This is a genomic window from Prochlorococcus marinus XMU1406 (assembly GCF_017696055.1).
GTDB lineage: Bacteria > Cyanobacteriota > Cyanobacteriia > PCC-6307 > Cyanobiaceae > Prochlorococcus_A > Prochlorococcus_A marinus_W.
In genome coordinates, this window is record NZ_JAAORG010000001.1 from 232765 (window position 1) to 254122 (window position 21358).

Sequence of the window (21358 nt, forward strand, 5' to 3'; positions counted from 1 at the left end):
AGGTATGACAAAAATAACTAAAGAGGAAGTAAAAAAAGTTGCTCATTTAGCGAGATTAGAACTTAACGAGAATGAAATTAATAATCATGCAGAACAACTAGAAAAGATATTGGATTATATAAGACAACTTGAAAAAATTGATACAGATGATGTCTCCTGTACAACGAGAGCTATAGAGGTTGTAAATGTATTTAGAAAAGACGAAAAGAAAAATTCTGATTGCAATGAAGAACTTTTAGAATTGGGTCCATCGAGAGAAGATAAATATTTTAAAGTACCAAAAATTATTACTGAATGAGTAAGTTAGTTGCTTCCAATAAATGTTTTGTTGACTATCTTTAATAAAAATTTTTTTATTTTAAAGCCTGGATATAAATTTATGATTTTTCTTATTTTTCCCCTCTTCTTGCTATGACTCCTTACACCTATTAATAAATCATAAATAAAGTTAAAAATGTCTTCTTTACTTTCAAATATCCCAACTCTTTGAGGGGAGCCTTTTTTATCCAATAAAGGCTTAGTTTTTTCATAAGCTATTTTGTATTCAAACCAAGGAATCGAAGGCCAAAGATGATGAATGAGATGGTAATTTTGTCCCATTATTAATAAATTCATAAATTTGCTTGGATAAACTCGAGAATTTATCCATTTATTTCTTGATCGAAAGGGTCTATGGGGTAAATAATCAAAAAATATTCCTAAAGTGACCCCTACCATTAATGCTGGGCCGAACCATAAATTATAAATTAAATTCATAAAGTCAAATTTCAAACCTGCCAAGATAATTGTTATGAATATGGATCTTTCAATTCCCCATTGTAGTAATTCATATCTTCGCCAGAGTTTTCTTTGAAAGAAAAACACCTCATGATAAAAAAATCTTGGAGCAATTAGCCAAATTGGACCAAAAGTACTGACAATATGATCTGGATCATTTTTGGGGTGATTTACGTGAATATGATGTTGTAAATGAACTCTCGTAAAAACAGGGAAGCTAAATCCTAATAGAATAGCTGAGCCATGTCCCATTGCTTGATTTATCCAAGGAACTGGATGAGCAGCTTTATGACAGGCATCATGAATTACAGTACCTTCAATATGTAAAGCTAAAAAAGCAGTGGCTACAAGTAAAGGTAAAGGCCAAACACCTCTATACCATTGCCATATGCTAAGAAAAGCGAGAAAATAACCGCCAAAAAATAAACCTAATGTTGGATTCCAAAAACTTGGCGGATCTACGTAATTTTTAATCTCTTTTTGCCAATTAAATGTTTTTGAAGGATTAGTATTTTTCGTTGTATTTTTACTGGTTAAGTTTGAAATCGTTTCTTTTATTCTTTAAATAATATAACTAATATTTTAAGATGATTGCATGCTCAAACATAAAAAATTTCTTTTAGGAGATTTTTAATTTAATTTTAATGTGTCAAATTAATCATCTTAAGAAAAAAAATTTTTAAAATAAACCTCTTTCAATTATCATTTTATTTGAGCGGTCGTGGCGGAATTGGTAGACGCGCGAGTTTTAGGTACTCGTATCTTCGGGTGTGGGAGTTCAAGTCTCCCCGACCGCACTTAAGGAAATTCTGATAGATAGTTTGTTTATCTTTATCAACTTCTTATAATTAAATTGAGTAGTTAATTTAATGAGTAGTTTGATATTTTATTTGGGAACTTTTTATATTTTAGTTGGGACCATTTTTCTTACTGTACCGATAATTTATCTTGAGCTCGGCAAACCAAAAGACTTAATAAAAGCTTTTTTAAATTTATTAATAGGTTTGATATTGATAATTAAAAATAAAACACTAGATGAATCATTTTTTGTAATTTTCCTTTTTTTAACAGTACTAGTTATTTTTTATCTAGTAGAGCTTTTTTTATCTAGATGGTATCAATTGACAGATAACGAAAAGAAAAAATTAATTACCTTTTTGGAGTTTAAAAATAACTTTTTGAAAATATTAGAGTCTATAAATCTGGTATTTGGAGATTTAACGAAACCTTCAAATTTTTTTAATTTTGGTAGCAATAATAAAAATACAACCCAAAAAAAGTGGGTAAGAAATGATAAAAATGATAATATAAAAGTCTGAAATCAAATAAATTGGTTATTTGAAACATCCCAAAATGCTACAGGTCAATTAAGAAAGAATATAATGAATTAGATTTATTTAAATAATTTTCTTGATCACCAATATTTCTTATATCGTCGTATGAAATCTCAAAATAGCAAAGAACAAAAATCAGACTTTTCTTATAAAGAAACTTTAAATTTATTAAAAACTGACTTCTCAATGCGCGCTAACTCAGTTGTAAGAGAACCGGAGATTCAGAATTTTTGGGCTAACAATGATATTGATTTCCAATTAGGCTCAAGCAATTCAGGCGAAATATTTACGCTACATGATGGCCCTCCTTATGCAAATGGAGCTCTTCATATGGGTCATGCCCTTAATAAAGTTTTAAAAGACATAATAAATAAGTACAAAACCTTAAGAGGATTTAGGGTTCATTTCGTACCTGGTTGGGACTGTCATGGATTACCTATTGAATTAAAAGTTCTTCAGAATTTAAAATCTGATGAAAGAAAGAATCTTGACACTCTAAATTTAAGAAAAAAAGCAACAGATTATGCCCATATCCAAATTAATAATCAGAAGGAGGGTTTCAAAAGGTGGGGCATATGGGGAGATTGGAATAACCCTTACTTAACTCTTAAGAAAAGTTATGAATCTGCTCAGATTGGAGTATTTGGGAAAATGTTTTTAAATGGCTATATATATCGAGGACTTAAACCTGTGCATTGGAGTCCAAGTTCAAGGACTGCACTTGCAGAAGCAGAATTAGAATATCCTGATGAACATTATTCAAAAAGTATTTATGTTTCATTAAAAATCACTAAAATACCTGAGGAAATTCTATTAAATTTCATCCAAGAAAATCTTAATATCAAAAAAGATTTTTTTCAAAATAATTCTTTTATAACTATTTGGACCACTACTCCTTGGACAATACCTGCAAATGAAGCAGTTGCAGTAAATCCAAAAATAAAGTACGTTTTTGCTATCGATGAAGATAAGAAAATTTACCTTTTTGCTGAGGTTTTAACCTCTGAAATAAGTAAGAAATTTAATAAAGATTTCAAGTTGCTTTTAGAGGTTAAAGGTTCCAAATTGGAAAATATTGAATATCAACATCCCTCTAAGAATAAAAATTGCAGAATTGTAATTGGAGGAGATTATATTACTACAGAATCAGGGACTGGAATTGTTCATACTGCGCCTGGTCATGGGATAGATGATTTTAATGTGGGTCAAAAATATGATTTACCAATAACATGTGTCGTTGATGAAAAAGGTAACTTAAATGAATATTCTGGTCAATTCAAAGGATCAAATGTCCTTAAAGATGCAAATGATTTAATTATTGAACACTTAAAAGGAAATAATTTGCTTCTATTACAAGAAAATTATAAGCATAGATATCCGTATGATTGGAGAACCAAAAAACCAACTATTTTTAGGGCAACAGAACAATGGTTCGCATCTGTAAATGGCTTTAGATCATCCGCATTAAAGGCAATCGAAGATGTTAAATGGATGCCAGCAACTGGAAAGAAAAGAATTTATTCTATGGTTGTTGGCAGAGGAGATTGGTGTATTTCTAGACAAAGGTCATGGGGAGTCCCTATTCCAGTATTTTATAAAAAAGATGGTAGTGACATCCTACTTAACAGCGAGATAATTAATCATATTCAAGAACTTTTTAGTGATCATGGAGCAGATATTTGGTGGGATTGGGATGTTAAGAATCTATTACCAGAAAATTATGCAAAAGACTCGGATCTATGGAAAAAAGGGACAGATACAATGGATGTTTGGTTCGATTCAGGATCTAGCTGGGCCGCAGTATGTGAATTAAGAAGTGAATTAAAGTATCCAGCCGATCTTTATTTAGAGGGCTCAGATCAACATCGAGGATGGTTCCAATCTTCTTTGTTGACGTCTGTTGCAGTAAATAATAAACCTCCATATAAGAAAGTTTTAACTCACGGTTTTGCACTTGATGAAAACGGTAGGAAAATGAGCAAATCTTTAGGTAATGTTGTTGATCCAAATATAATTATTAATGGAGGTAAAAATAAAAAAAATGAACCTGCTTATGGCGCTGATGTATTAAGGCTATGGGTGAGTTCTGTAGATTATTCAGTAGATGTTCCAATTGGTTCAAATATACTCAAGCAACTTTCAGATGTGTACAGAAAAGTTCGTAATACCGCAAGATATCTTTTAGGTAATATTCATGATTATGATCCTAAAATTGATAGTTTTGAAATTGATCAATTGCCTCTCTTAGATCAATGGATGTTAGGCAGATTAGTTGAAGTTACAGATCAAATATCAAATGCTTATGAAAATTATGAATTTTCAAAATTTTTCCAAATTTTACAAAGTTTTTGTGTTGTAGATCTATCAAATTTTTATTTGGATATTGCAAAGGATAGGTTATATGTAAGTTCTAAATCACAATTTAGGAGAAGATCATGTCAGTTTGTTATGTCAAAAGTTGTTGAAAATTTAGCCGTACTTATATCTCCAGTGCTTTGTCATATGGCTGAAGATATTTGGCAAAATATTCCATATTCAACTAAAGAAAAATCAGTATTTCAAAGAGGATGGCCAATTTTTTCGAAGTCATGGAAAAATAAAACTCTTAATGAACACATTGCAAATTTAAGAAATTTGAGAGTTGAAATTAACAAGGCGATAGAAGGATGTAGGAACAAACAAATAATTGGAGCAGCTTTAGAAACTGAAGTTAATTATTTACCTGAAGATAAAGTTGTAAAGGATTCACTGACTTGGCTAAAAGAATTTGGTAATCATGATGTAGATTTATTTAGGGATTGGCTTATAGTTTCAAACTTCCAAATGGTATCCGATTTGGTTAGGAATTCTCTGATTATCGATAACAATGCACTTGGGAAGATTCAAATAGTAAAAGCTAATGGTCAAAAATGTGATAGATGTTGGCATTATGAAAAAGAAACTTTTAATGGAATCCAAAATACAAAATTATGCAAAAGATGTTCAAATATTATTAATCTTGAATTTACTTAAATCCAGTTTTTTTGATTCAAAAAGAAAACTGAATTGTGATTTTCTCTAATAAAATTATCTTCAGGTCCCATTATGGGTGCTTTATAAAGTTTAAAGTTTGTAAGAATATAAGAAAATCCTATAACTTTCTTTTCTAAATCTATTTCAATTGGATGAGTTGTTGAGCTACTGAAACCTTTGAAAATAAGTATTTCTAATTGTTCTTTATGATTTTCTTTTAGAATGAAACCCTCTAGTTTAAGTATCCTATTAGGTATCTCGGAACTTATTTTTTCAAGATTATTTATTAAATCAATTTCTGCCATTTTCGGAGAAGTAAGAGTTTCTTCCATTTTTAGGTAATTTGATTATTGACCATTGAATAAGGCCCAAAATGTAGATTGATAATGCAAATAATCCTAAAAATTTTGCTATCGGCTGAGTAAAGTTAGCTCCGAAGAAAAAATTAAATAAATTTTTTATAAAAATATATAAATTTGAAGAAGGCTCAAGCCATATTTCACATGCATCCGAATTAATAAAAGAGAAGCAGCTAAAGTTTTGTAGACTCTGAATTAAGAAATTGAAAGATATAAAAGTTACTGTCCATCTCCATATTTTTGTTGTTGTAGTAAGGGAGTAAGAAAAATCATATTCTCTTAATTCATCATTTATATCGTTCCAAAACCAAACTGATACTGTCATTAATAGTGTTGAAATATTTGTTATGGCAAGGGCATAATTATACTTACCTATTAAAAGTAAAAGGCTTATAAAAAATAAAAGGGATATTTTCCAATAAATTGATAGAAGTTTGTTAACTGCTTTATTTCTTTTTTTAATTGACCAAAAGGATAGAGAGACAGGTATACCAATAAGGAAAATTATTGAAAGTTGAAAAGATAGCCAAATAGAAAGTTGATTAAAAACGTTCAAAACTTTTTCTTTTTAAACACATAATAATTAAACCTCAAACTGTTACTTTTTTACTTACTATTGTCATAGTTATGAATATTATGCATCCTTATATTATTGCCTAGAAATAAATTAATAATTGTATGAGACAACATGTTAATCCACTTAGTAGTAACTTTAATCAAATTGAGAGAATACCCTCTTTGAATGAAATGTTTGGTGATTCTAAATTGAATATTCATTTAGATATAGGTTGTGCTGCTGGTGATTTTTTATTCGATCTAGCTTTGGTTAATACCAGTTGGAATTATTTGGGAATTGAAATCCGAGAGAAATTAGTCAAAAATGCTAAATTAAAAGTGCTTAAAAGAGAAATCAAAAATCTATATTTTGTATTTGGTAATGCTAATAATATTTTGAATGATGTACAAAGTAAATTTATTATCAAAAATCTAAAAAGTATTTCGTTTAATTTCCCTGATCCATGGTTTAAAAAGAGACATTATAAAAGGCGTGTAATTCAGCCAGAATTTATTAATATTCTCTCAAATTCATTGCAAAAAGGGACTCTAATTTTTATAAAAACAGATGTAAAGGATTTATTCGACTATATGGATTTCACCATATCAAGTAACTTTTATTTTAAAACAATAGATAAAAAGGATTTTAATTATTCTGAAAGTTTTAATCCAAATAAAGTTAAAACTACTCGGGAAAAGTATGTGATTATTAACCAACTTGATATTTTTGAAAGGATTTATATAAAAATTTGATTCATCGTTAATTTGTTATTCTGTTAATTTCTAAAAAGAGTTTGTTTGTTATTTCGTTTGACAAAGAATCAACTTTTTTATGATTTTTAGCTTCAACTAGAATTCTCATTACGGGTTCTGTTCCGCTAGGTCTTATATAAACCCTACAATTATCTGAATATATTGACTGAAAATGTTCTATTGTTTGATCAATTAAGATTTTAGTTTTTGAATTTAATTTATTAATATTAAAATCTAAATTGATATTAGTTAGTTTTTGAGGAAAAGGTTCGAAACTACTTTTAAGCCAATCGTGTAAATTAATTTTTTTCTTTTTACAATATTTAGATATCTGAAGTGCAGTCAATATCCCATCTCCAGAAAAGTTATTAATTTTTGAAAGTATATGACCTGACTGCTCACCTCCTAAAACTGCACTTTTTTCTTTAATTGCGTCATGCACATATTTATCTCCTACATCAGTTCTATACAAACTTCCACCAATTTCCTTCCATGACTTTTCAAAACCTATGTTTGCCATTTGCGTAGATATTAGTAAATTATTTGTGAGAATTTTTTGTTCCATAAGTTCTCTACCCCAAAGAAAAAGAATATGATCTCCATCTAAAACATTTCCTTTTGAATCTATTCCAATTACTCTATCGGCATCCCCATCAAAGCTAAATCCCATATCTGCAGGACTCTCTCTTAATGCTTTTTTTAATGGTGCAAGGTTAGTAGAACCACAATTCTTATTAATTTTCAACCCATTTTTAGAGTTATTGATAACTCTTACATCCGCACCAAGTAACTGAAAAATTTTTTTTGCGCATGTTGTCGCTGATCCGTAGCATGTGTCTAATATTATTTTCAACCCGCTTAAATTTTCTCCACCCATTGTTTGGATTAGGCTTTTAATATAAATATCCATAAGATCTGTATTCGTATTTAGGGGGAGCACTTTTTTAGGAACTGATATATTTTGTTTTGACTCATCAATAAATTTTTGAATTTTATTTTCAAAATATTTTGTAATTTTTTGACCATTATGATCAAAAATTTTTATGCCATTATATTCCGGCGGATTATGACTTGCAGATATCATGATCCCACTACTAAGGTTTTCTTGCTTGATTAAAAAAGGTATAGCTGGGGTAGGGCAGATTCCAAGATTTATACATTTTTTGCCACTTTTATTTATACCTTGTGTTATTGCTTGAAGCAGAATATCTCCACTAATTCTTGTATCTCTTCCAATTAATATTGGATTTTTCTTTTCTAAAGTCGAACCTAGAGCATAGCCTACTTTATAGGCTAGAGAATAAGTTATCTCTTCATTAAATCTTCCTCTTATTCCATCAGTTCCAAAGATTGATTGCATAATTAGATTTCAGGAATCAAACAAATTTTTGATAATTATTCATTTCTTATTTTATCAGTTGATTAAAAGCTTGTAGATTTCAATCCTCTTTATTTGTTTTACTTATTTAAGATATTTTTAGTTATTAATAACTTAATAGTGCAATCTGAGAGCCGAGAGCCAATTTTAAAGACAAATTTAAAAACAATACTTATTTTGATTATATCTATTGTTATTATTTCATTTCTTTTGTTTAGAAATCTAATTTTTAAATCAACTTATCTACTAAAGAGTTTTGGAGAATTATCTGTTGACCCTGAAATAGCTTTTACAAATAATAAGCCTACATTTTTGGAATTTTATGCTGAGTGGTGCGAAGTTTGCAAAGAAATCGCTCCACAAGTTTCTGCTATTAAAGAAGAATACGAAAAAGATATTAATTTTGTTTTTTTAAATGTTGATAATCAAAAATGGGGTAATTACATCAAGAAGTTTGCGGTCAACGGAATTCCTCAAGTTAATCTTTTTGATGCAAAGGGCAATTTAATATCTACTTTTATTGGTAAACAAGATGAAATAAAAATAACAGAATCTATTAAGAATTTACAAAAAGAAGAGCAACCCTATGAGGAAATTATTAATCCTAAATTTTCAACATTTCAAGAAAATAAAAAAATTAAGGCTAGCCCTCGTAGTCATGGATAATTTTTACCATTCTAAAGATTTTGATACTATAGGAAAACTTTGTTTAAAAATAGACTTACAATTTTGGGCAATAGATTTGTGTTCTTTTTGGGTACCGTGAGCTGATCTTAAATGAATGTAATGGATCCAAGATCTGCAGGATCCAGACATATAGATTCTTGTTGGAGTGGCTAATGGTAAAACAAATCTCGCACATTCTTTGGCGATCCCTTCTGCAAGTAAATCTTCATATAACTTTGAAGCGGCTTGAAAATGTAAACCAATTTTTTCATTGAATCTTTTTTGTAACTCATCAGGGAGATCAGGGATTGAATTTTGTCTATTTTTAAAATCTTGACGCCTCAACTCTGGTAAGGGAATATTGCCTAATTGAGAACTATCTGCATATCTCTGGGAAAATTCCTGGAAAGTAAATGATCTATGTCTTAAAATTTGAGCAGCAATTCCTCTATTAGTTTCTATTTGTAAGGTCATAAATGACTGTTCAAAAACACTCCAATGTTCATTTTTAATGCAATAACTCAATAATTTCGAATAGTCTTCATTTTCCTGATTTTTTGGATTACTAACTCTTGCAATGTAAGCCATTGTTTTTTCTGCATCAGGAGTTAGCGAAATTAGCTCAACTTTACTCATGTTAGATCTTTGCTAGAGTTACTTTTTCTGGTTGGTTTTGATATTTGCCTCTTCTATCTTCATAGGTTGTGGAGCATGGATCACCTTCAAAAAAGAGTAGTTGGCAGATGCCCTCTTCAGCATAAATTCTACAATCGGCACCTGAACTATTGCTAAACTCTAAAGTTAGATGACCCTCCCATCCTGCCTCTGCGGGTGTTGTATTAACAATAATCCCTAGTCGTGCGTAAGTACTTTTGCCTATGCAGATTACAGTTATATTTTCTGGTACTTTCATCTTTTCTAAAGCAACTCCTAAACCATAGGAATGAGCAGGAAGAATAAAAAAGTCTCCATCATTATCATGGTGAAGAACAGTTTGTTCTAAATTATTAGGATTAAATTTTTTGGGATTCATCACAGTACCAGGGACATGCCTGAAAATTAGGAATTCTTTTGATGAAAGTCTTAAATCATAGCCATAAGATGAACATCCGTAGCTCAAAACTGGCTTTTGTTTATTATCAGGTTCAAGATGCCTCACCAAATTTGATTGAAAGGGCTTTATCATTCCTTCCGAGGCTTTTTGATTTATCCAGAGATCATTTTTTAGCATTGATTTATGAGCGAAGTTCGGTAATTTGGTTGGCCATTAATAATAGATCTTTAGGAATATCTGTACCAGTAAGGATTACATCTCCAGATATAAATCGGTTTTCAAGTGTTGAAATCAAATCATCTTTATCGATAATTTTCATGTCGATAGCTAAAAAAATTTCATCAAGTATGATTTGGTCGTTCTCTCCAGACTGTAGTTCTTTTTTACAAAAATTCCATAATTCAAAAGTAGATTCATGAATAGATTTTTTTAAATTTTTATTATTTTCAATTGATTCCAAATTATATTGATCAAAGGAATGTGATGATCTTACCCAGGTTAAATTACCGCATAGCTTTACTGCATTATTTACTCCTTGTTTTACCCCTCCTTTCATAAATTGTATTAAGAGTACTTTCCTGCCAAGAGCAGCATTTCTTAGAGAGTCTCTAATGATAGATGGGTAGCTTCCTCGATATTGAGATTGATAGATTTGAATTTGCCCGTTTTGGGTAAATCTTTTTCCGTTAATTTTGTTAGCAGTATTTATATTTACAACATCAAGATTATTTTTGGAATAGGTATGAGATGAACTAATTACCATTATTGAGATTCTTTCTACATGCAGTATAATTAGAATATGTTGACACTGCATATAGTGTAATTTTACTTAAAAAAGGCTTAAGCAAGTAGAAATTAATTAAAAAAGGCTTATTGATAAACTAATAAGAATTGAAAATTGTTACTGTTGATACAAGATTTTTTAGGGCGTCTCCTTAAATTTTTTAATAGTCAAGATATTTATGATACCAGCTTCACGAGGATTCAACCGCTTTAGTTCGCCACAGTCGGGACAAAGTAAAATTAACTCTGTTGGAGAACGTTTCCCAATCAATAGAACTTTAATGGAAGTTATTAAGGGGCTAGATGGTGCAAGCACAGAAATGGTTGAGAGATCTAAAACAATATTTTTCCCTGGGGACCCTGCTGAAAGGGTTTATCTTATAAGAAGAGGAGCAGTAAGACTGTCAAGAGTTTATGAGTCTGGTGAAGAAATAACTGTTGCTCTTTTAAGAGAGAATAGTCTCTTTGGTGTTTTATCTCTTCTGACAGGACATAGATCTGATCGTTTTTACCATGCCATAGCATTCACAAGAGTTGAAATGATAACAGCACCCGCAAATTCTGTTTTAAGAGCTATAGAGGAAGATGCATCAGTAGGACTATTACTCTTACAGGGGCTTTCAAGTAGGATCTTGCAAACTGAAACAATGATAGAAACCCTTACACATAGAGATATGTCTTCTCGTTTAGTTAGCTTTTTAATGGTTCTTTGTAGAGACTTTGGAGTCGCAGGTGAAAAAGGTATTACAATAGATCTGAGGCTTTCACATCAGGCAATTGCTGAAGCTATTGGTTCTACAAGAGTAACCATTACAAGATTATTGGGAGATTTAAAGGATTCAGGGCTTCTTAATATTGAAAGAAAAAAGATCACAGTGTTTGATCCAATTGCTCTTGCAAAAAGATTTAATTGATACACCATAAATTATGATGTATTGAGTGAATGAAAAAGTGTGGCTTGGATTTTAATTGTTTTTTTAATATTACTAGGGGGATTAATTGCACCATTTGGGGATATTCTTGGGACAAAGATTGGTAAAGCAAGATTTAGTATCTTAAAATTAAGACCTAAAAAAACAGCAACTATAATAACTATAATAACTGGTGGGTTTATTAGTTCATTATCAATAGGTTTATTGATATTAGTTAGTGAAGAATTCAGACAAAGGCTTTTTATTGATATTCCTTTTTTGCAAAAAACTTTAGATGAAAGTAAAAAGGCCTTAATCCCTTTAAAAGAAAAAAGAAAGGAACTTGAAGGTAAAATTATTCTGAAAGAGAGGGAGTTAAATCAATTAAAAAATAATATTAAAGAATTTAGGAGAGGAAATATTGTTATTAAAAGAGGACAAACTTTATTTATTGCTGAGGTTAATTCCAGCTCAAATATAAAACAAGACTTAACAAAAATCTATAATGAAGCTGATAAATTTGTTAGGAAAATTGTCATCCCAATTAATAAAGAAGCAAAAAATATTCTTTTGTGGAGACCTATTGATATTTCAAAAATTGAGACAATAGTTGCTAGAGGAGGTAACTGGGTTTTATTAATTAAATCAGCAACAAATGTTTTAAAAGGGGATAATTATGTTTTTGTATCTCCTGATTTAATAGAGAATAAATTTATTGTCAAGAAAGGGGATGTTATTACAAGTTCAATTCTGGAAGCAAGTGATTTAAATCGTAAATCAATAAATTTAAAAATTAAATCATTGCTTAGAGAAACAAGAGATGAAATTAAGTCAAAAGGATCACAAGTTAGTGAAATTAATACAAATGGAAATTTTGTAAAAAAAATTAGAGACTTTCTTCAAGAAAATCAAAAGATCAAATTTAAGTTAGAAGTAGTATCTTTAAGAGATAGTAAAACTGTAGAACCCATAGTTGTTGAAATTAATATTTTAAAGATTGCATCTTAAATGCCTAGAATAATAACTATTGATCCCGGAAAAAGTAAATGCGGCTTAGTCTTAGCTGAAATAAGTGAAAAAAAAGTGTATAAAGCGATAATTCTTAAAAGTGAATTAGTCGACAACTATATCAGAAATTTAATCACCGTTGAGGACATATCACAAATTATTATTGGTAATGGTACTACTTCTAGAGAGATTATAGAAAAACTATATTTTTTTAAAAAAGAAATAATAACTTTTGAGGAAAGAAATACTACATACAGGGCTAAAGCAAGATATTTCGAACTATTTCCTATCAGTGGTCTGAAGTGTTTAATGCCTAGGGAGGTTTTTATTCTTAATAAAAATCTTGATGCGATAGCAGCGTTGATAATTTTAGAAGATTATTGCAAAATGAAGTTTACTTTGAATCGAAATATAGATTTTAAAACCTGGCTGAAATAGTCAACTTATACTCATTCCCTGCTTCTAGTTCATAATCTTTTTGCAATAAAAATCTTAATAAGGCATCCTCAATTAATGCCCTTCCCAAAGGTGGATTTACCGTTAATAAACCTTTATTAAAGGACCATGTAAAAAACCATTTAAATTGACTAGCTTCCACAACGCCCTGAATCTGCTTTTTTGAGAAGCAATATTCCTTAATACTTACATTGGCAATGGTTTCGGGTTTAGAACGCATTTCTTAAGGTTGGTCTTTATTAAAAGAATTTAATTCATTAATTATGTATTCTTCTTTTTTAGTATTTAGATTTTCTAGGGATTCTATTACTCTCCGATAAACTTTATCTAATATTGATTGTTCTTCTTGAGAAATATTTCCTAATACGTGTGAAATAGTATTCAAATGATTTTTCCCCTCTATTGAAGGGGGCGACCCAATACCAATTTTTATTCTGTTAAAGTTTTGTGTTTGCAATTGTTCAATGATGCTTTTAAGCCCGTTATGACCACCTGAGCTTCCTCTTTTTCTAAATCTTATTTTCCCAAGGGGAAGATCTTTATCATCGACTATTATGAAAATCTGATCTAAATTTATTTTAAACCAATCAACTATTGCTCTTACCGCATAACCACTTTTATTCATAAACGTATTTGGTAAAAATAGCCTGAAAGTAGAATCATTGATTTGAAATTCTGAGTAGGAACTTTTAAGTTTATCTTTTAATAAAAAATTTGAATTATATTTTTTCGAAAAATTTTCAAGCAGCAAGAAACCTATATTGTGTCTACTATTGGAATATTTTTTCCCTGGATTTCCAAGTCCAATTAAATATATTTCTTTCATGATTTATTACTAAATCTCTTTTCATTGAGAATTATGAATATACCTAAACTATAACTTAAAAATATAATTTAAAAAAACAAAAATTCTAAAAAGTTATTTAGTAATCTTCAAATTAACCAAATAGCTTTTTGAGAGTACAGCAAAAAATTAATTTCCGTTCCAATCTACTGAGAAACCTTGTAGTAGCAATGATTGGTTATAAATTTGTAGAAGAATAACTAAAAAAACAAGTAGCAGTAGCCCTATGACAGTCATCACAGGAACTGCTCCCCAACCAGGTACTACTTTTCCTTGACCTGAATTGCCAATTGCTTTTAGAAGACTGCCTAAGGCTGTTTTTTGACCCATTTGAATTCACAAAATCGAATATTATTTCGCTATTGTATAAGAACTTATACATAAATTGTTTACAAACTTAGTAAAATTGATGCAAACTTTATCATCTGCTCCAGATCCTGCAGTTTCCATAGCAGTAACAATTCTGGTATTACTTCTATCTTTAACCGGTTTTGGTCTTTGGACTGCATTTGGACCTAAAGCCGCAAAGCTTACAGATCCTTGGGATGACCATGATGATTAATCTCCCTTAAAGTATTTCAAAATTTTCCAAAAATACAAAAAGTAAACAATTAACCATAGTTTAATTATAAATTTAATATGATATAAATCTGTCAGCACTAGTAATTCCATGCTCGCCTTAAAAATTTCTGTTTACACTATCGTCTTTTTCTTTGTAGGAATATTTCTTTTCGGATTTCTAGCAAGTGACCCAACAAGAACACCAAACAGAAAAGACCTAGAAAGTCCTCAAGATTAATCTCTTAATTAAATTTTAAATTGATTTCTGGAATTTCAAAAAAAGTAATAACTTTCTCTTTTCTGTTAATTAATTTTCTACATCCATCAAAATCAGCAGAATTCTTAAAAACCACCAAAAATATAAATAATCGATATATAAAGTCCCCTTTATTAAACAAATCTGATCTAGAAATTTTATCAAATTCTCATAAAAATATTTTCAGCAATAATTTTTATGATGATACTGCGTTTGTAAAATTTTTAAAGAAAAAACCAGATTCACTTTTGGTTGCTAAAGCCGAAAATCAACAAGAGTTAATAATCCAATCAAATAAACAATCTGAAATAAATGATGTTATTTATGCAGAGGGCAATGTTTTTGTTTCTTATAGAGGTGGACTGCTTAAAGCTGACAAATTAGTATATGACAAGTTAAATAAAAAAATTGAAGCTAAAGGAAATATAACTTTAATATTAGGCGATCAAATTTTTAGAGTTTCTCAACTTGAATACAGCTTTATTAGTGAAAAAGGTTATCTATTAGATGTCAAGGGTAATATTAATTCCAATACCTTGATTGATGACATTGCTTCTAATTTCAGCTTATCAGATTCTAACAAGTTAGAGAGTTTACTTGATTTTAAAAAAAAGGAAGTTATAAATACTCCTAATAATTTGGAGAATTGGTTGTTTCTTACAGATAAAATGACCATAGAAGGGGATAAATGGAAAAGTAAGAAGGCTATATTTAGTAATGATTTACTTGAATTAAAACAAGTAAAATTAGCAATAAATTCATTAGAAGTTTTTCCTATTAATGAAAAACTCAGATTTAAATCTTCATTAAATTATTTAATACTTGAGGAGAAATTATCAATCCCCTTTTGGTTAGGTAGTAGAAATTTTAATTTTAATAAGTTTCAACCTGCAAATACATGGAATTTTGGATATGACAATTTAGATAAGGATGGGTATTTTATCGGCAGGAAACTTAACTCAATAGACATAAATGATGATTTTGTTTTTGAGTTAGAGCCCCAATTCTTGATTCAACGCTCACTAAAAGGTTATACAAAAAGTTTTGTAAATAAGGGGGAATCAATAACTTCAGATAAAGTTAAGAGAAATGCAGGTTTTCAAGACTATTTTGCTCTAAAATCCCAGATAAAAGGAAGAATAAATAATTGGGATTTAGAAATAGATAAGAATTTAAATTCTCTTGATCTTGATAAATTTTCAGATGCATTTAGATTCGAAACAAAATTGAATAAAGAGATTAATTTTTTGGGTACAAAATGGGATAAAACCTTTTATGGAATCTATAGAGAGAGGGTTTGGAATGGCTCATTGGGTGAAGCAGAAATTTACTCTGGTTATGGTTCAAAATTACAGAAAGAAAATACTTGGGTTGTAAATGGCATTAAAAAGAAAGAATTTTTATCTTTCGGTTTGGCAAACATTACAGCAGAGGCTTTAAATACAAAAAATCTTGTAACTAACCTAAAAGGTAACTTTTTTTATTCTCTAGATCAGAAATTTCCGATTAGTATTCAAGACTCTAAAAATAAATCTATAGATATTTCATATAGGTACATTCCTCAACCAATCAATAAAGGATTAAGTCTTGATACAAGATTAGAAGCATCATATTCTTTCTATGAAAATGGAGATCATCAAGAATATTTAGGTTTAGGCATAGGTCCCGAATTAATATTGGGTAATTTTAAAAATAAAACTTTTGACTATACACGTATTAGTCTTTTCCCCTTCTATAAATTTGATAGTGGTGAGAGTGTTTTTAAATTTGACCACAATTATGAGAAATTCACATTAAATATTGCCTTTGATCAGCAACTATTTGGACCAGTTATTCTCAAAAGTATAGGGACTTTAAACTTAACAAATGATTCAGATGACTATGGTGAATTTATAGATTCTAAAATCTCATTAAATTGGAAAAAAAGATCCTATGAAATTGGTATGTTTTATCAACCCCACAATCAAGCAGGAGGCATTTCTTTCAGTTTATATGGATTTAAATAGTTACAATAAATAATTATTAAATTCTAAATAAGGTAAATGGTTGAATTTATTTTCAATTAGACTTTCATTTTCAAGTAGTGTTGAAGTTGCATCCCATTCCCCTGACAGAAACATTTTTCTTGAGCTTTCTTTGATTTCAAGATTGAAACTTAAATCTTTTGATTTTGCTAATGAATTTTTAAGATCAATTTCTAAGAATAGAAATTTACTATCCTTATTTTTTTGAATTTCTTGTATTGATTTTTTTGGGAGGGTAAAGCATGGGATACCTATTGCAACACAGTTACTATAAAAAATATCGGCAAAACTCTCACCTATGATTGCTTTTATGCCCCATCTCATAAGTGCTTGAGGGGCATGTTCTCTGCTGGAACCACATCCAAAATTGCTATTAACAATTAGTATTGTGGCATTTTTGTTTTCTTCTAAATCGAAAGGATGCTTTCCTTTTAAAGTTTCTCTATCGTCCTCAAAAACAGATTCACCTAATGACTCAAAGTTAACACACTTCAAGAAACGCGCTGGAATTATTCGATCTGTATCAATGTCGTTACCAATTAAGGAAATACATTGCCCGTTTATTTGTGTAATTTTTCCAATTGGTGGGGTAAAGTCGGATTTCATTAGTTGATAAATTCTCGCACGTCACTGACTTTGCCATTAATTGCAGCAGCAGCAACCATTGCTGGACTCATGAGTAGTGTTCTCCCGCTAGGAGATCCCTGCCTACCTTTGAAATTTCTATTACTAGAACTAGCACTAACTTGATTACCTATTAGCTTATCTGAATTCATTGCTAAACACATCGAGCATCCTGGTTCTCTCCATTGAAATCCAGAATCCTTAAATATCTGATCAAGTCCTTCTTGTTTTGCTTTATTGGCTACTTTTTCTGAACCAGGAACTACAAATGCTTTTACATTCTTAGATACTTTTTTGTCTTTTAATACTTTAGCTGCAATTCTCAAGTCACTGATTCGACCATTTGTGCAACTGCCTATGAAACAAACTTCTACCGGAATATCTTTTATTGATTGCCCTGGCTTGAAACTCATATATTCATAAGCCTCTTCAGCAACTAATTTGTCATTTGGGGACAATTCATCTACGCGAGGGATTTGCTGATTAATGCCTATACTTTGGCCCGGAGTAATCCCCCAGGTAACTGTTGGTTCTATTTTAGAAGCATCTATTTTAATTACATCATCATAGATTGAATTTTCATCGCTTTTTAGTGATTTCCACCATTTGAGCGCTTTCCCCCAATGCTCATTTTTTGGGGCGCATAATTTATTTTTAATGTAACTAAAGGTCTTTTCATCAGGGTTTATGTAGCCGCATCTTGCCCCTCCTTCAATAGACATATTGCATATAGTCATTCTCTCTTCCATGGATAATGTATTGATCGCAGGCCCTGCAAACTCATATGCAAAACCCACCCCAGCTTTTACACCGAGTTTATTAATAATATGAAGTACTAAATCCTTAGCATAAACCCCATGAGATAATTGATTTTCACACCAAATTTGCCTTACCTTTAATTTGTTCATGGCTATGGTTTGGGTGGCAAGAACATCTCTTACTTGGCTTGTCCCTATCCCAAAAGCAATTGACCCAAAAGCTCCATGAGTCGAAGTATGTGAATCTCCGCAAGCGATTGTCATCCCTGGCTGCGTTAGCCCTAATTCTGGAGCTACTACATGAACTATGCCTTGATTACCACTACCAATATTAAAAAATCTTATTTTATGTTCTAAGCAATTCTTCTCAAGTGTGTCAATCATTTTTTCAGCAAGATTATCTTTGAAAGGCCTGCTCTGATTATCTGTTGGCACAATATGATCAACAGTAGCAACAGTTCTATCAGGGAATTTTACTTTCAAGTTTTTGTCTTTTAAAGCGCCAAATGCTTGAGGACTTGTAACTTCATGGATAAGGTGCAGACCTATAAATATTTGATCAGATCCACCTGGAAGACTTGAAACTTTGTGTAAATCCCAAACTTTATCAAATAAGGTATCTTGACTCAATTTGTAAAAATAGTTACTTACTATTCGATAATAGGATTAATCTGAGGCTGTTCAAACACACATTTACACTTAGTGTTTGAATTTCTACTCTATTTCTGGTTGAGTTAAATAGTTTTTTTATATTAGTTATTTGATTATTCGGGCCTGAAATTGAGATATAGACAAGTCCAACCGGTTTATCTTTACTGCCTCCGTTAGGACCTGCTATTCCACTAATTGCTATTGCCCAATCTGCTCCTAATTTCTTTTTTACATTAATTGCCATAGCCTCACAAACTTCTTCAGAAACGGCTCCATATTCTGTAAGCTTGTCTTCCGAAATATTTAATAATGAATTTTTTAGCTCATTACTATATGAAACAATACTACCTTTAAAAACTTGAGATGAGCCTGATATTGATGTTAGTGATGAAGATAGCAGGCCTCCGGTGCAGGATTCAGCAAATACGACAGTTTGGTCCCTCTCGGTTAATTGTTTTATTAGAACGCTAGGAAGAGTATCATTATCCTCTCCAAAAATAAATTCCGAAAACTCTTTTTTTAATTTTTCTTTTATAGGATTAATTATATTTGTTGCTTCTAGGCCATTCTTTGCTCGCGCTGTGATTCTTAGTTTAACCTCTCCTAAGTTTGCATATGGAGCAACTGTCGGGTTTTTAAGATTTAATAGATCGTTAATTTTTTCTGCAACGCTAGATTCTCCAATGCCTGCAAATTTAAGAGTATTTGAAAAAAAAGAATAACCATCAGAGAATTTGGTTTTAACGAAATCATAAGCCGTTTTTTCCCACATAGTTTTCATTTCACTTGGTACTCCAGGGAAAGTAAGAATAGTAAATCCTTTTACTGGTTCCCAAATCATTCCTGGAGCTGTTCCCCTAGGATTATTAATTATTTGAGCATTTTTTGGGAAGAAACATTGTTTCCTTAAGCTAGAGGAATCATCATGCAGCTTTGAGTTTGAGAGTTTTTCTTTAATTTCATCCCATAAGTACGGTCTTTCAAAAAGAGATACATTAAAAGATTTGGCTATTGCTTCTGTAGTTAAGTCATCTGGGGTGGGTCCCAAGCCACCCGTTATAATTAGAAGATTGCTTCTTTTCGATATTTCTTGAATTACTTTTATAATTCGATCACAATTATCACCTACAGTTGATTGCCTAAAATGATTTAAGCCTAATTGAGATAATTGCTCTGAAATCCATTGAGCATTTGTATTGATAATATTTCCTAAAAGTAGCTCTGTTCCAATAGAAAGAATTTCTACTCTCTTGGAATTAGGACTCATTTAATTGATGCTTCAAGTTTGCCTAAATAAAGAGGAAAACGATTACATAAGGATAATACTCTTTCTTTACATTGACTTTCAATTAGTGAATCGTTTGGGTTAAGTAATCTATCAGCAATAATGTCGCCAACTTCAGCAAAAGCATTTTCATTAAAGCCTCTAGTAGTTAAAGCGGCAGTACCCAACCTTAGACCGCTGGTCACAAAAGGTGATTCAGGGTCAAACGGAACAGTATTTTTATTCGCAGTGATATTCACTTCACTTACGAGTAAGTCAGCAATTTTACCTGTCATATTGATACTTCTTAAATCGAGTAAAACAATATGGTTATCAGTGCCTCCACTCACGATATTGATTCCTCTATTTATTAACGTTGAGGCTAGAACTTTAGCATTTTTTATTACTTGTTGAGAATAATTAACGAACTCTGGCTGCAAAGCTTCTCCAAATGCAACTGCTTTAGCGGCAATAATATGTTCTAGGGGCCCACCCTGAGTTCCAGGGAAAACAGATTTATCAAATTTCTTTCCAAATTCTGCATCTTTACATAAGATAAGTCCTCCTCTAGGCCCTCTTAATGTTTTATGAGTAGTTGTAGTTACTACATCACAATAAGGTATAGGATTTGGGTGAAGTTTACTTGCTACAAGACCGGCTATGTGTGCAATATCAGCCATTAAGTATGCACCAACTTCATCTGCAATTTTCCTAAATGATTCAAAATCAATTGTTCTTGGATAAGCAGAATATCCGCATATGATTAATTTTGGTTTTGTTTCAAGTGCTATCTCTCTTATCTCATCAAAATTTAATTTACTAGTTTCTTTATTTACACCATAGTGAACTGCATTGAACCATTTGCCACTCATATTTACTGGAGATCCATGAGTTAAGTGCCCACCGTGGGATAAATCCATCCCCATGATTGTGTCGCCAGGTTTAAGTAGACTTAGGAAAACAGCAGCATTTGCCTGTGCTCCACTATGGGGTTGAACATTAGCCCAATTTGCATTAAATAATTTTTTCGCTCTCTGAATAGCTAATTCCTCGATTTCATCAACAAATTCACATCCCCCGTAATATCTTTTTTGAGGTAATCCTTCGGCGTATTTATTTGTAAGGACGGATCCTTGAGCTTGCATGACGGCAATTGATGCGAAATTTTCACTTGCGATTAACTCAAGATGAGTTTCCTGCCTATTTTTTTCAGAGTTGATAAAATTTGATATTACTGGATCACTTTCTTTAAGGTTTTGAAGGATATTCATTGAATTTGATAAGTAATAAACATAATATAGACGATATTTTTTAGAAAAAAATAAAAAGA

25 protein-coding genes and 1 tRNA gene are annotated in these 21358 nt (G+C 30.9%); 12 read left to right on the forward strand and 14 right to left on the reverse strand.

Annotated elements, in window-relative coordinates:
• Positions 1 to 4: 4 nt before the first annotated feature.
• Positions 5 to 298, forward strand: coding sequence for an Asp-tRNA(Asn)/Glu-tRNA(Gln) amidotransferase subunit GatC (gene gatC, locus HA149_RS01240; protein ID WP_209112298.1), 294 nt, complete (start codon positions 5 to 7; stop codon positions 296 to 298).
• 5 nt (positions 299 to 303) lie between these two features.
• Here the strand turns inward: gatC and HA149_RS01245 are convergent, their stop codons facing one another.
• Entirely contained in the window at positions 304 to 1251 is a 948-nt protein-coding gene (locus HA149_RS01245) for a fatty acid desaturase (protein WP_287608148.1), read from the reverse strand.
• A 241-nt stretch (positions 1252 to 1492) separates the two neighbouring features.
• Between HA149_RS01245 and HA149_RS01250 the strand changes: the two genes are divergently transcribed.
• The 3 genes from HA149_RS01250 to ileS all read left to right on the forward strand — a co-directional run bounded on the left by HA149_RS01250 (position 1493) and on the right by ileS (position 5123).
• Positions 1493 to 1574 (forward strand) — tRNA-Leu (locus HA149_RS01250).
• A gap of 72 nt (positions 1575 to 1646) precedes the next feature.
• Positions 1647 to 2096, forward strand: a complete 450-nt coding sequence (locus tag HA149_RS01255) for a hypothetical protein (protein ID WP_209112300.1) — start codon at positions 1647 to 1649, stop codon at positions 2094 to 2096.
• A 120-nt stretch (positions 2097 to 2216) separates the two neighbouring features.
• Positions 2217 to 5123 carry an isoleucine--tRNA ligase gene (gene ileS / locus HA149_RS01260; protein ID WP_209112302.1) on the forward strand — a complete coding sequence of 969 codons (2907 nt, stop codon included), beginning with the start codon at positions 2217 to 2219 and terminating at the stop codon, positions 5121 to 5123.
• Here ileS and HA149_RS01265 read toward each other — a convergent pair.
• Both HA149_RS01265 and HA149_RS01270 read right to left on the reverse strand, forming a co-directional pair.
• Positions 5120 to 5455: a hypothetical protein gene (locus HA149_RS01265; protein WP_209112304.1), complete on the reverse strand. Its 336-nt coding sequence runs from the start codon at positions 5453 to 5455 to the stop codon at positions 5120 to 5122. The genes ileS and HA149_RS01265 overlap by 4 nt on opposite strands.
• Positions 5415 to 6038, reverse strand: coding sequence for a DUF3177 family protein (locus HA149_RS01270; protein ID WP_209112306.1), 624 nt, complete (start codon positions 6036 to 6038; stop codon positions 5415 to 5417). The genes HA149_RS01265 and HA149_RS01270 overlap by 41 nt, the downstream gene beginning before the upstream one ends.
• 122 nt (positions 6039 to 6160) lie before the next feature.
• Here HA149_RS01270 and trmB point away from each other — a divergent pair, with 122 nt between their 5' ends.
• Positions 6161 to 6790: a tRNA (guanosine(46)-N7)-methyltransferase TrmB gene (trmB, locus tag HA149_RS01275; protein WP_209112308.1), complete on the forward strand. Its 630-nt coding sequence runs from the start codon at positions 6161 to 6163 to the stop codon at positions 6788 to 6790.
• Positions 6791 to 6797: 7 nt separating this feature from the next.
• Here the strand turns inward: trmB and HA149_RS01280 are convergent, their stop codons facing one another.
• Positions 6798 to 8150: a phosphoglucosamine mutase gene (locus HA149_RS01280; protein ID WP_209112310.1), complete on the reverse strand. Its 1353-nt coding sequence runs from the start codon at positions 8148 to 8150 to the stop codon at positions 6798 to 6800.
• A 138-nt stretch (positions 8151 to 8288) separates the two neighbouring features.
• Between HA149_RS01280 and HA149_RS01285 the strand changes: the two genes are divergently transcribed.
• Positions 8289 to 8834, forward strand: coding sequence for a thioredoxin domain-containing protein (locus tag HA149_RS01285; RefSeq protein WP_209112312.1), 546 nt, complete (start codon positions 8289 to 8291; stop codon positions 8832 to 8834).
• Between the two features lie 3 nt (positions 8835 to 8837).
• Here HA149_RS01285 and thyX read toward each other — a convergent pair whose 3' ends face one another.
• The 3 genes from thyX to HA149_RS01300 are packed head-to-tail and all read right to left on the reverse strand — an operon-like array spanning position 8838 to position 10651.
• Positions 8838 to 9470, reverse strand: coding sequence for an FAD-dependent thymidylate synthase (gene thyX / locus HA149_RS01290; RefSeq protein ID WP_209112314.1), 633 nt, complete (start codon positions 9468 to 9470; stop codon positions 8838 to 8840).
• A gap of 1 nt (position 9471) precedes the next feature.
• Positions 9472 to 10065, reverse strand: coding sequence for a dCTP deaminase (gene dcd, locus HA149_RS01295; protein ID WP_209112316.1), 594 nt, complete (start codon positions 10063 to 10065; stop codon positions 9472 to 9474).
• 4 nt (positions 10066 to 10069) lie between these two features.
• A complete protein-coding gene (locus HA149_RS01300) occupies positions 10070 to 10651 on the reverse strand; it encodes a cob(I)yrinic acid a,c-diamide adenosyltransferase (protein WP_209112318.1) in 582 nt (193 codons plus the stop codon).
• 199 nt (positions 10652 to 10850) lie between these two features.
• Here HA149_RS01300 and ntcA point away from each other — a divergent pair, with 199 nt between their 5' ends.
• From ntcA to HA149_RS01315, 3 genes are read left to right on the forward strand one after another with little or no spacing between them, the layout of a single operon-like run.
• Positions 10851 to 11585 carry a global nitrogen regulator NtcA gene (gene ntcA, locus HA149_RS01305; protein WP_209112320.1) on the forward strand — a complete coding sequence of 245 codons (735 nt, stop codon included), beginning with the start codon at positions 10851 to 10853 and terminating at the stop codon, positions 11583 to 11585.
• Between the two features lie 39 nt (positions 11586 to 11624).
• Positions 11625 to 12590, forward strand: coding sequence for a DUF3084 domain-containing protein (locus tag HA149_RS01310; RefSeq protein WP_209112322.1), 966 nt, complete (start codon positions 11625 to 11627; stop codon positions 12588 to 12590).
• The gene (locus HA149_RS01315; RefSeq protein WP_209112324.1) at positions 12591 to 13028 is read left to right on the forward strand and encodes a hypothetical protein; all 438 of its coding nucleotides are present in this window, start codon (positions 12591 to 12593) and stop codon (positions 13026 to 13028) included.
• On the opposite strand, the gene HA149_RS01320 is transcribed toward HA149_RS01315, so the two are convergent.
• The 3 genes from HA149_RS01320 to psbH form a co-directional block, all read right to left on the reverse strand.
• Positions 13009 to 13266, reverse strand: a complete 258-nt coding sequence (locus HA149_RS01320) for a DUF3146 family protein (protein ID WP_209112326.1) — start codon at positions 13264 to 13266, stop codon at positions 13009 to 13011. The genes HA149_RS01315 and HA149_RS01320 overlap by 20 nt on opposite strands.
• A gap of 3 nt (positions 13267 to 13269) precedes the next feature.
• Positions 13270 to 13872, reverse strand: a complete 603-nt coding sequence (gene pth, locus HA149_RS01325; protein ID WP_209112328.1) for an aminoacyl-tRNA hydrolase — start codon at positions 13870 to 13872, stop codon at positions 13270 to 13272.
• Positions 13873 to 14019: 147 nt separating this feature from the next.
• Entirely contained in the window at positions 14020 to 14220 is a 201-nt protein-coding gene (gene psbH, locus HA149_RS01330; RefSeq protein ID WP_002805661.1) for a photosystem II reaction center phosphoprotein PsbH, read from the reverse strand.
• Between the two features lie 79 nt (positions 14221 to 14299).
• Between psbH and psbN the strand changes: the two genes are divergently transcribed.
• From psbN to HA149_RS01345, 3 genes are all read left to right on the forward strand, one after another.
• The gene (gene psbN / locus HA149_RS01335; RefSeq protein ID WP_209112330.1) at positions 14300 to 14452 is read left to right on the forward strand and encodes a photosystem II reaction center protein PsbN; all 153 of its coding nucleotides are present in this window, start codon (positions 14300 to 14302) and stop codon (positions 14450 to 14452) included.
• 108 nt (positions 14453 to 14560) lie between these two features.
• Entirely contained in the window at positions 14561 to 14689 is a 129-nt protein-coding gene (locus HA149_RS01340) for a photosystem II reaction center protein I (protein WP_002805124.1), read from the forward strand.
• A 20-nt stretch (positions 14690 to 14709) separates the two neighbouring features.
• The gene (locus HA149_RS01345; RefSeq protein ID WP_209112333.1) at positions 14710 to 16713 is read left to right on the forward strand and encodes a DUF3769 domain-containing protein; all 2004 of its coding nucleotides are present in this window, start codon (positions 14710 to 14712) and stop codon (positions 16711 to 16713) included.
• Here HA149_RS01345 and leuD read toward each other — a convergent pair whose 3' ends face one another.
• The 4 genes from leuD to glyA are packed head-to-tail and all read right to left on the reverse strand — an operon-like array spanning position 16714 to position 21299.
• A complete protein-coding gene (gene leuD / locus HA149_RS01350; protein ID WP_209112335.1) occupies positions 16714 to 17337 on the reverse strand; it encodes a 3-isopropylmalate dehydratase small subunit in 624 nt (207 codons plus the stop codon).
• The gene (gene leuC / locus HA149_RS01355) at positions 17337 to 18743 is read right to left on the reverse strand and encodes a 3-isopropylmalate dehydratase large subunit (RefSeq protein ID WP_209112338.1); all 1407 of its coding nucleotides are present in this window, start codon (positions 18741 to 18743) and stop codon (positions 17337 to 17339) included. Before leuC ends, leuD begins: the two co-directional genes overlap by 1 nt.
• 13 nt (positions 18744 to 18756) lie before the next feature.
• Entirely contained in the window at positions 18757 to 20031 is a 1275-nt protein-coding gene (locus HA149_RS01360) for a competence/damage-inducible protein A (protein ID WP_209112340.1), read from the reverse strand.
• Positions 20028 to 21299 (reverse strand): serine hydroxymethyltransferase, encoded by a 1272-nt coding sequence (gene glyA / locus HA149_RS01365; RefSeq protein WP_209112342.1) that lies wholly within the window; start codon positions 21297 to 21299, stop codon positions 20028 to 20030. Before glyA ends, HA149_RS01360 begins: the two co-directional genes overlap by 4 nt.
• Positions 21300 to 21358: the final 59 nt, after the last annotated feature.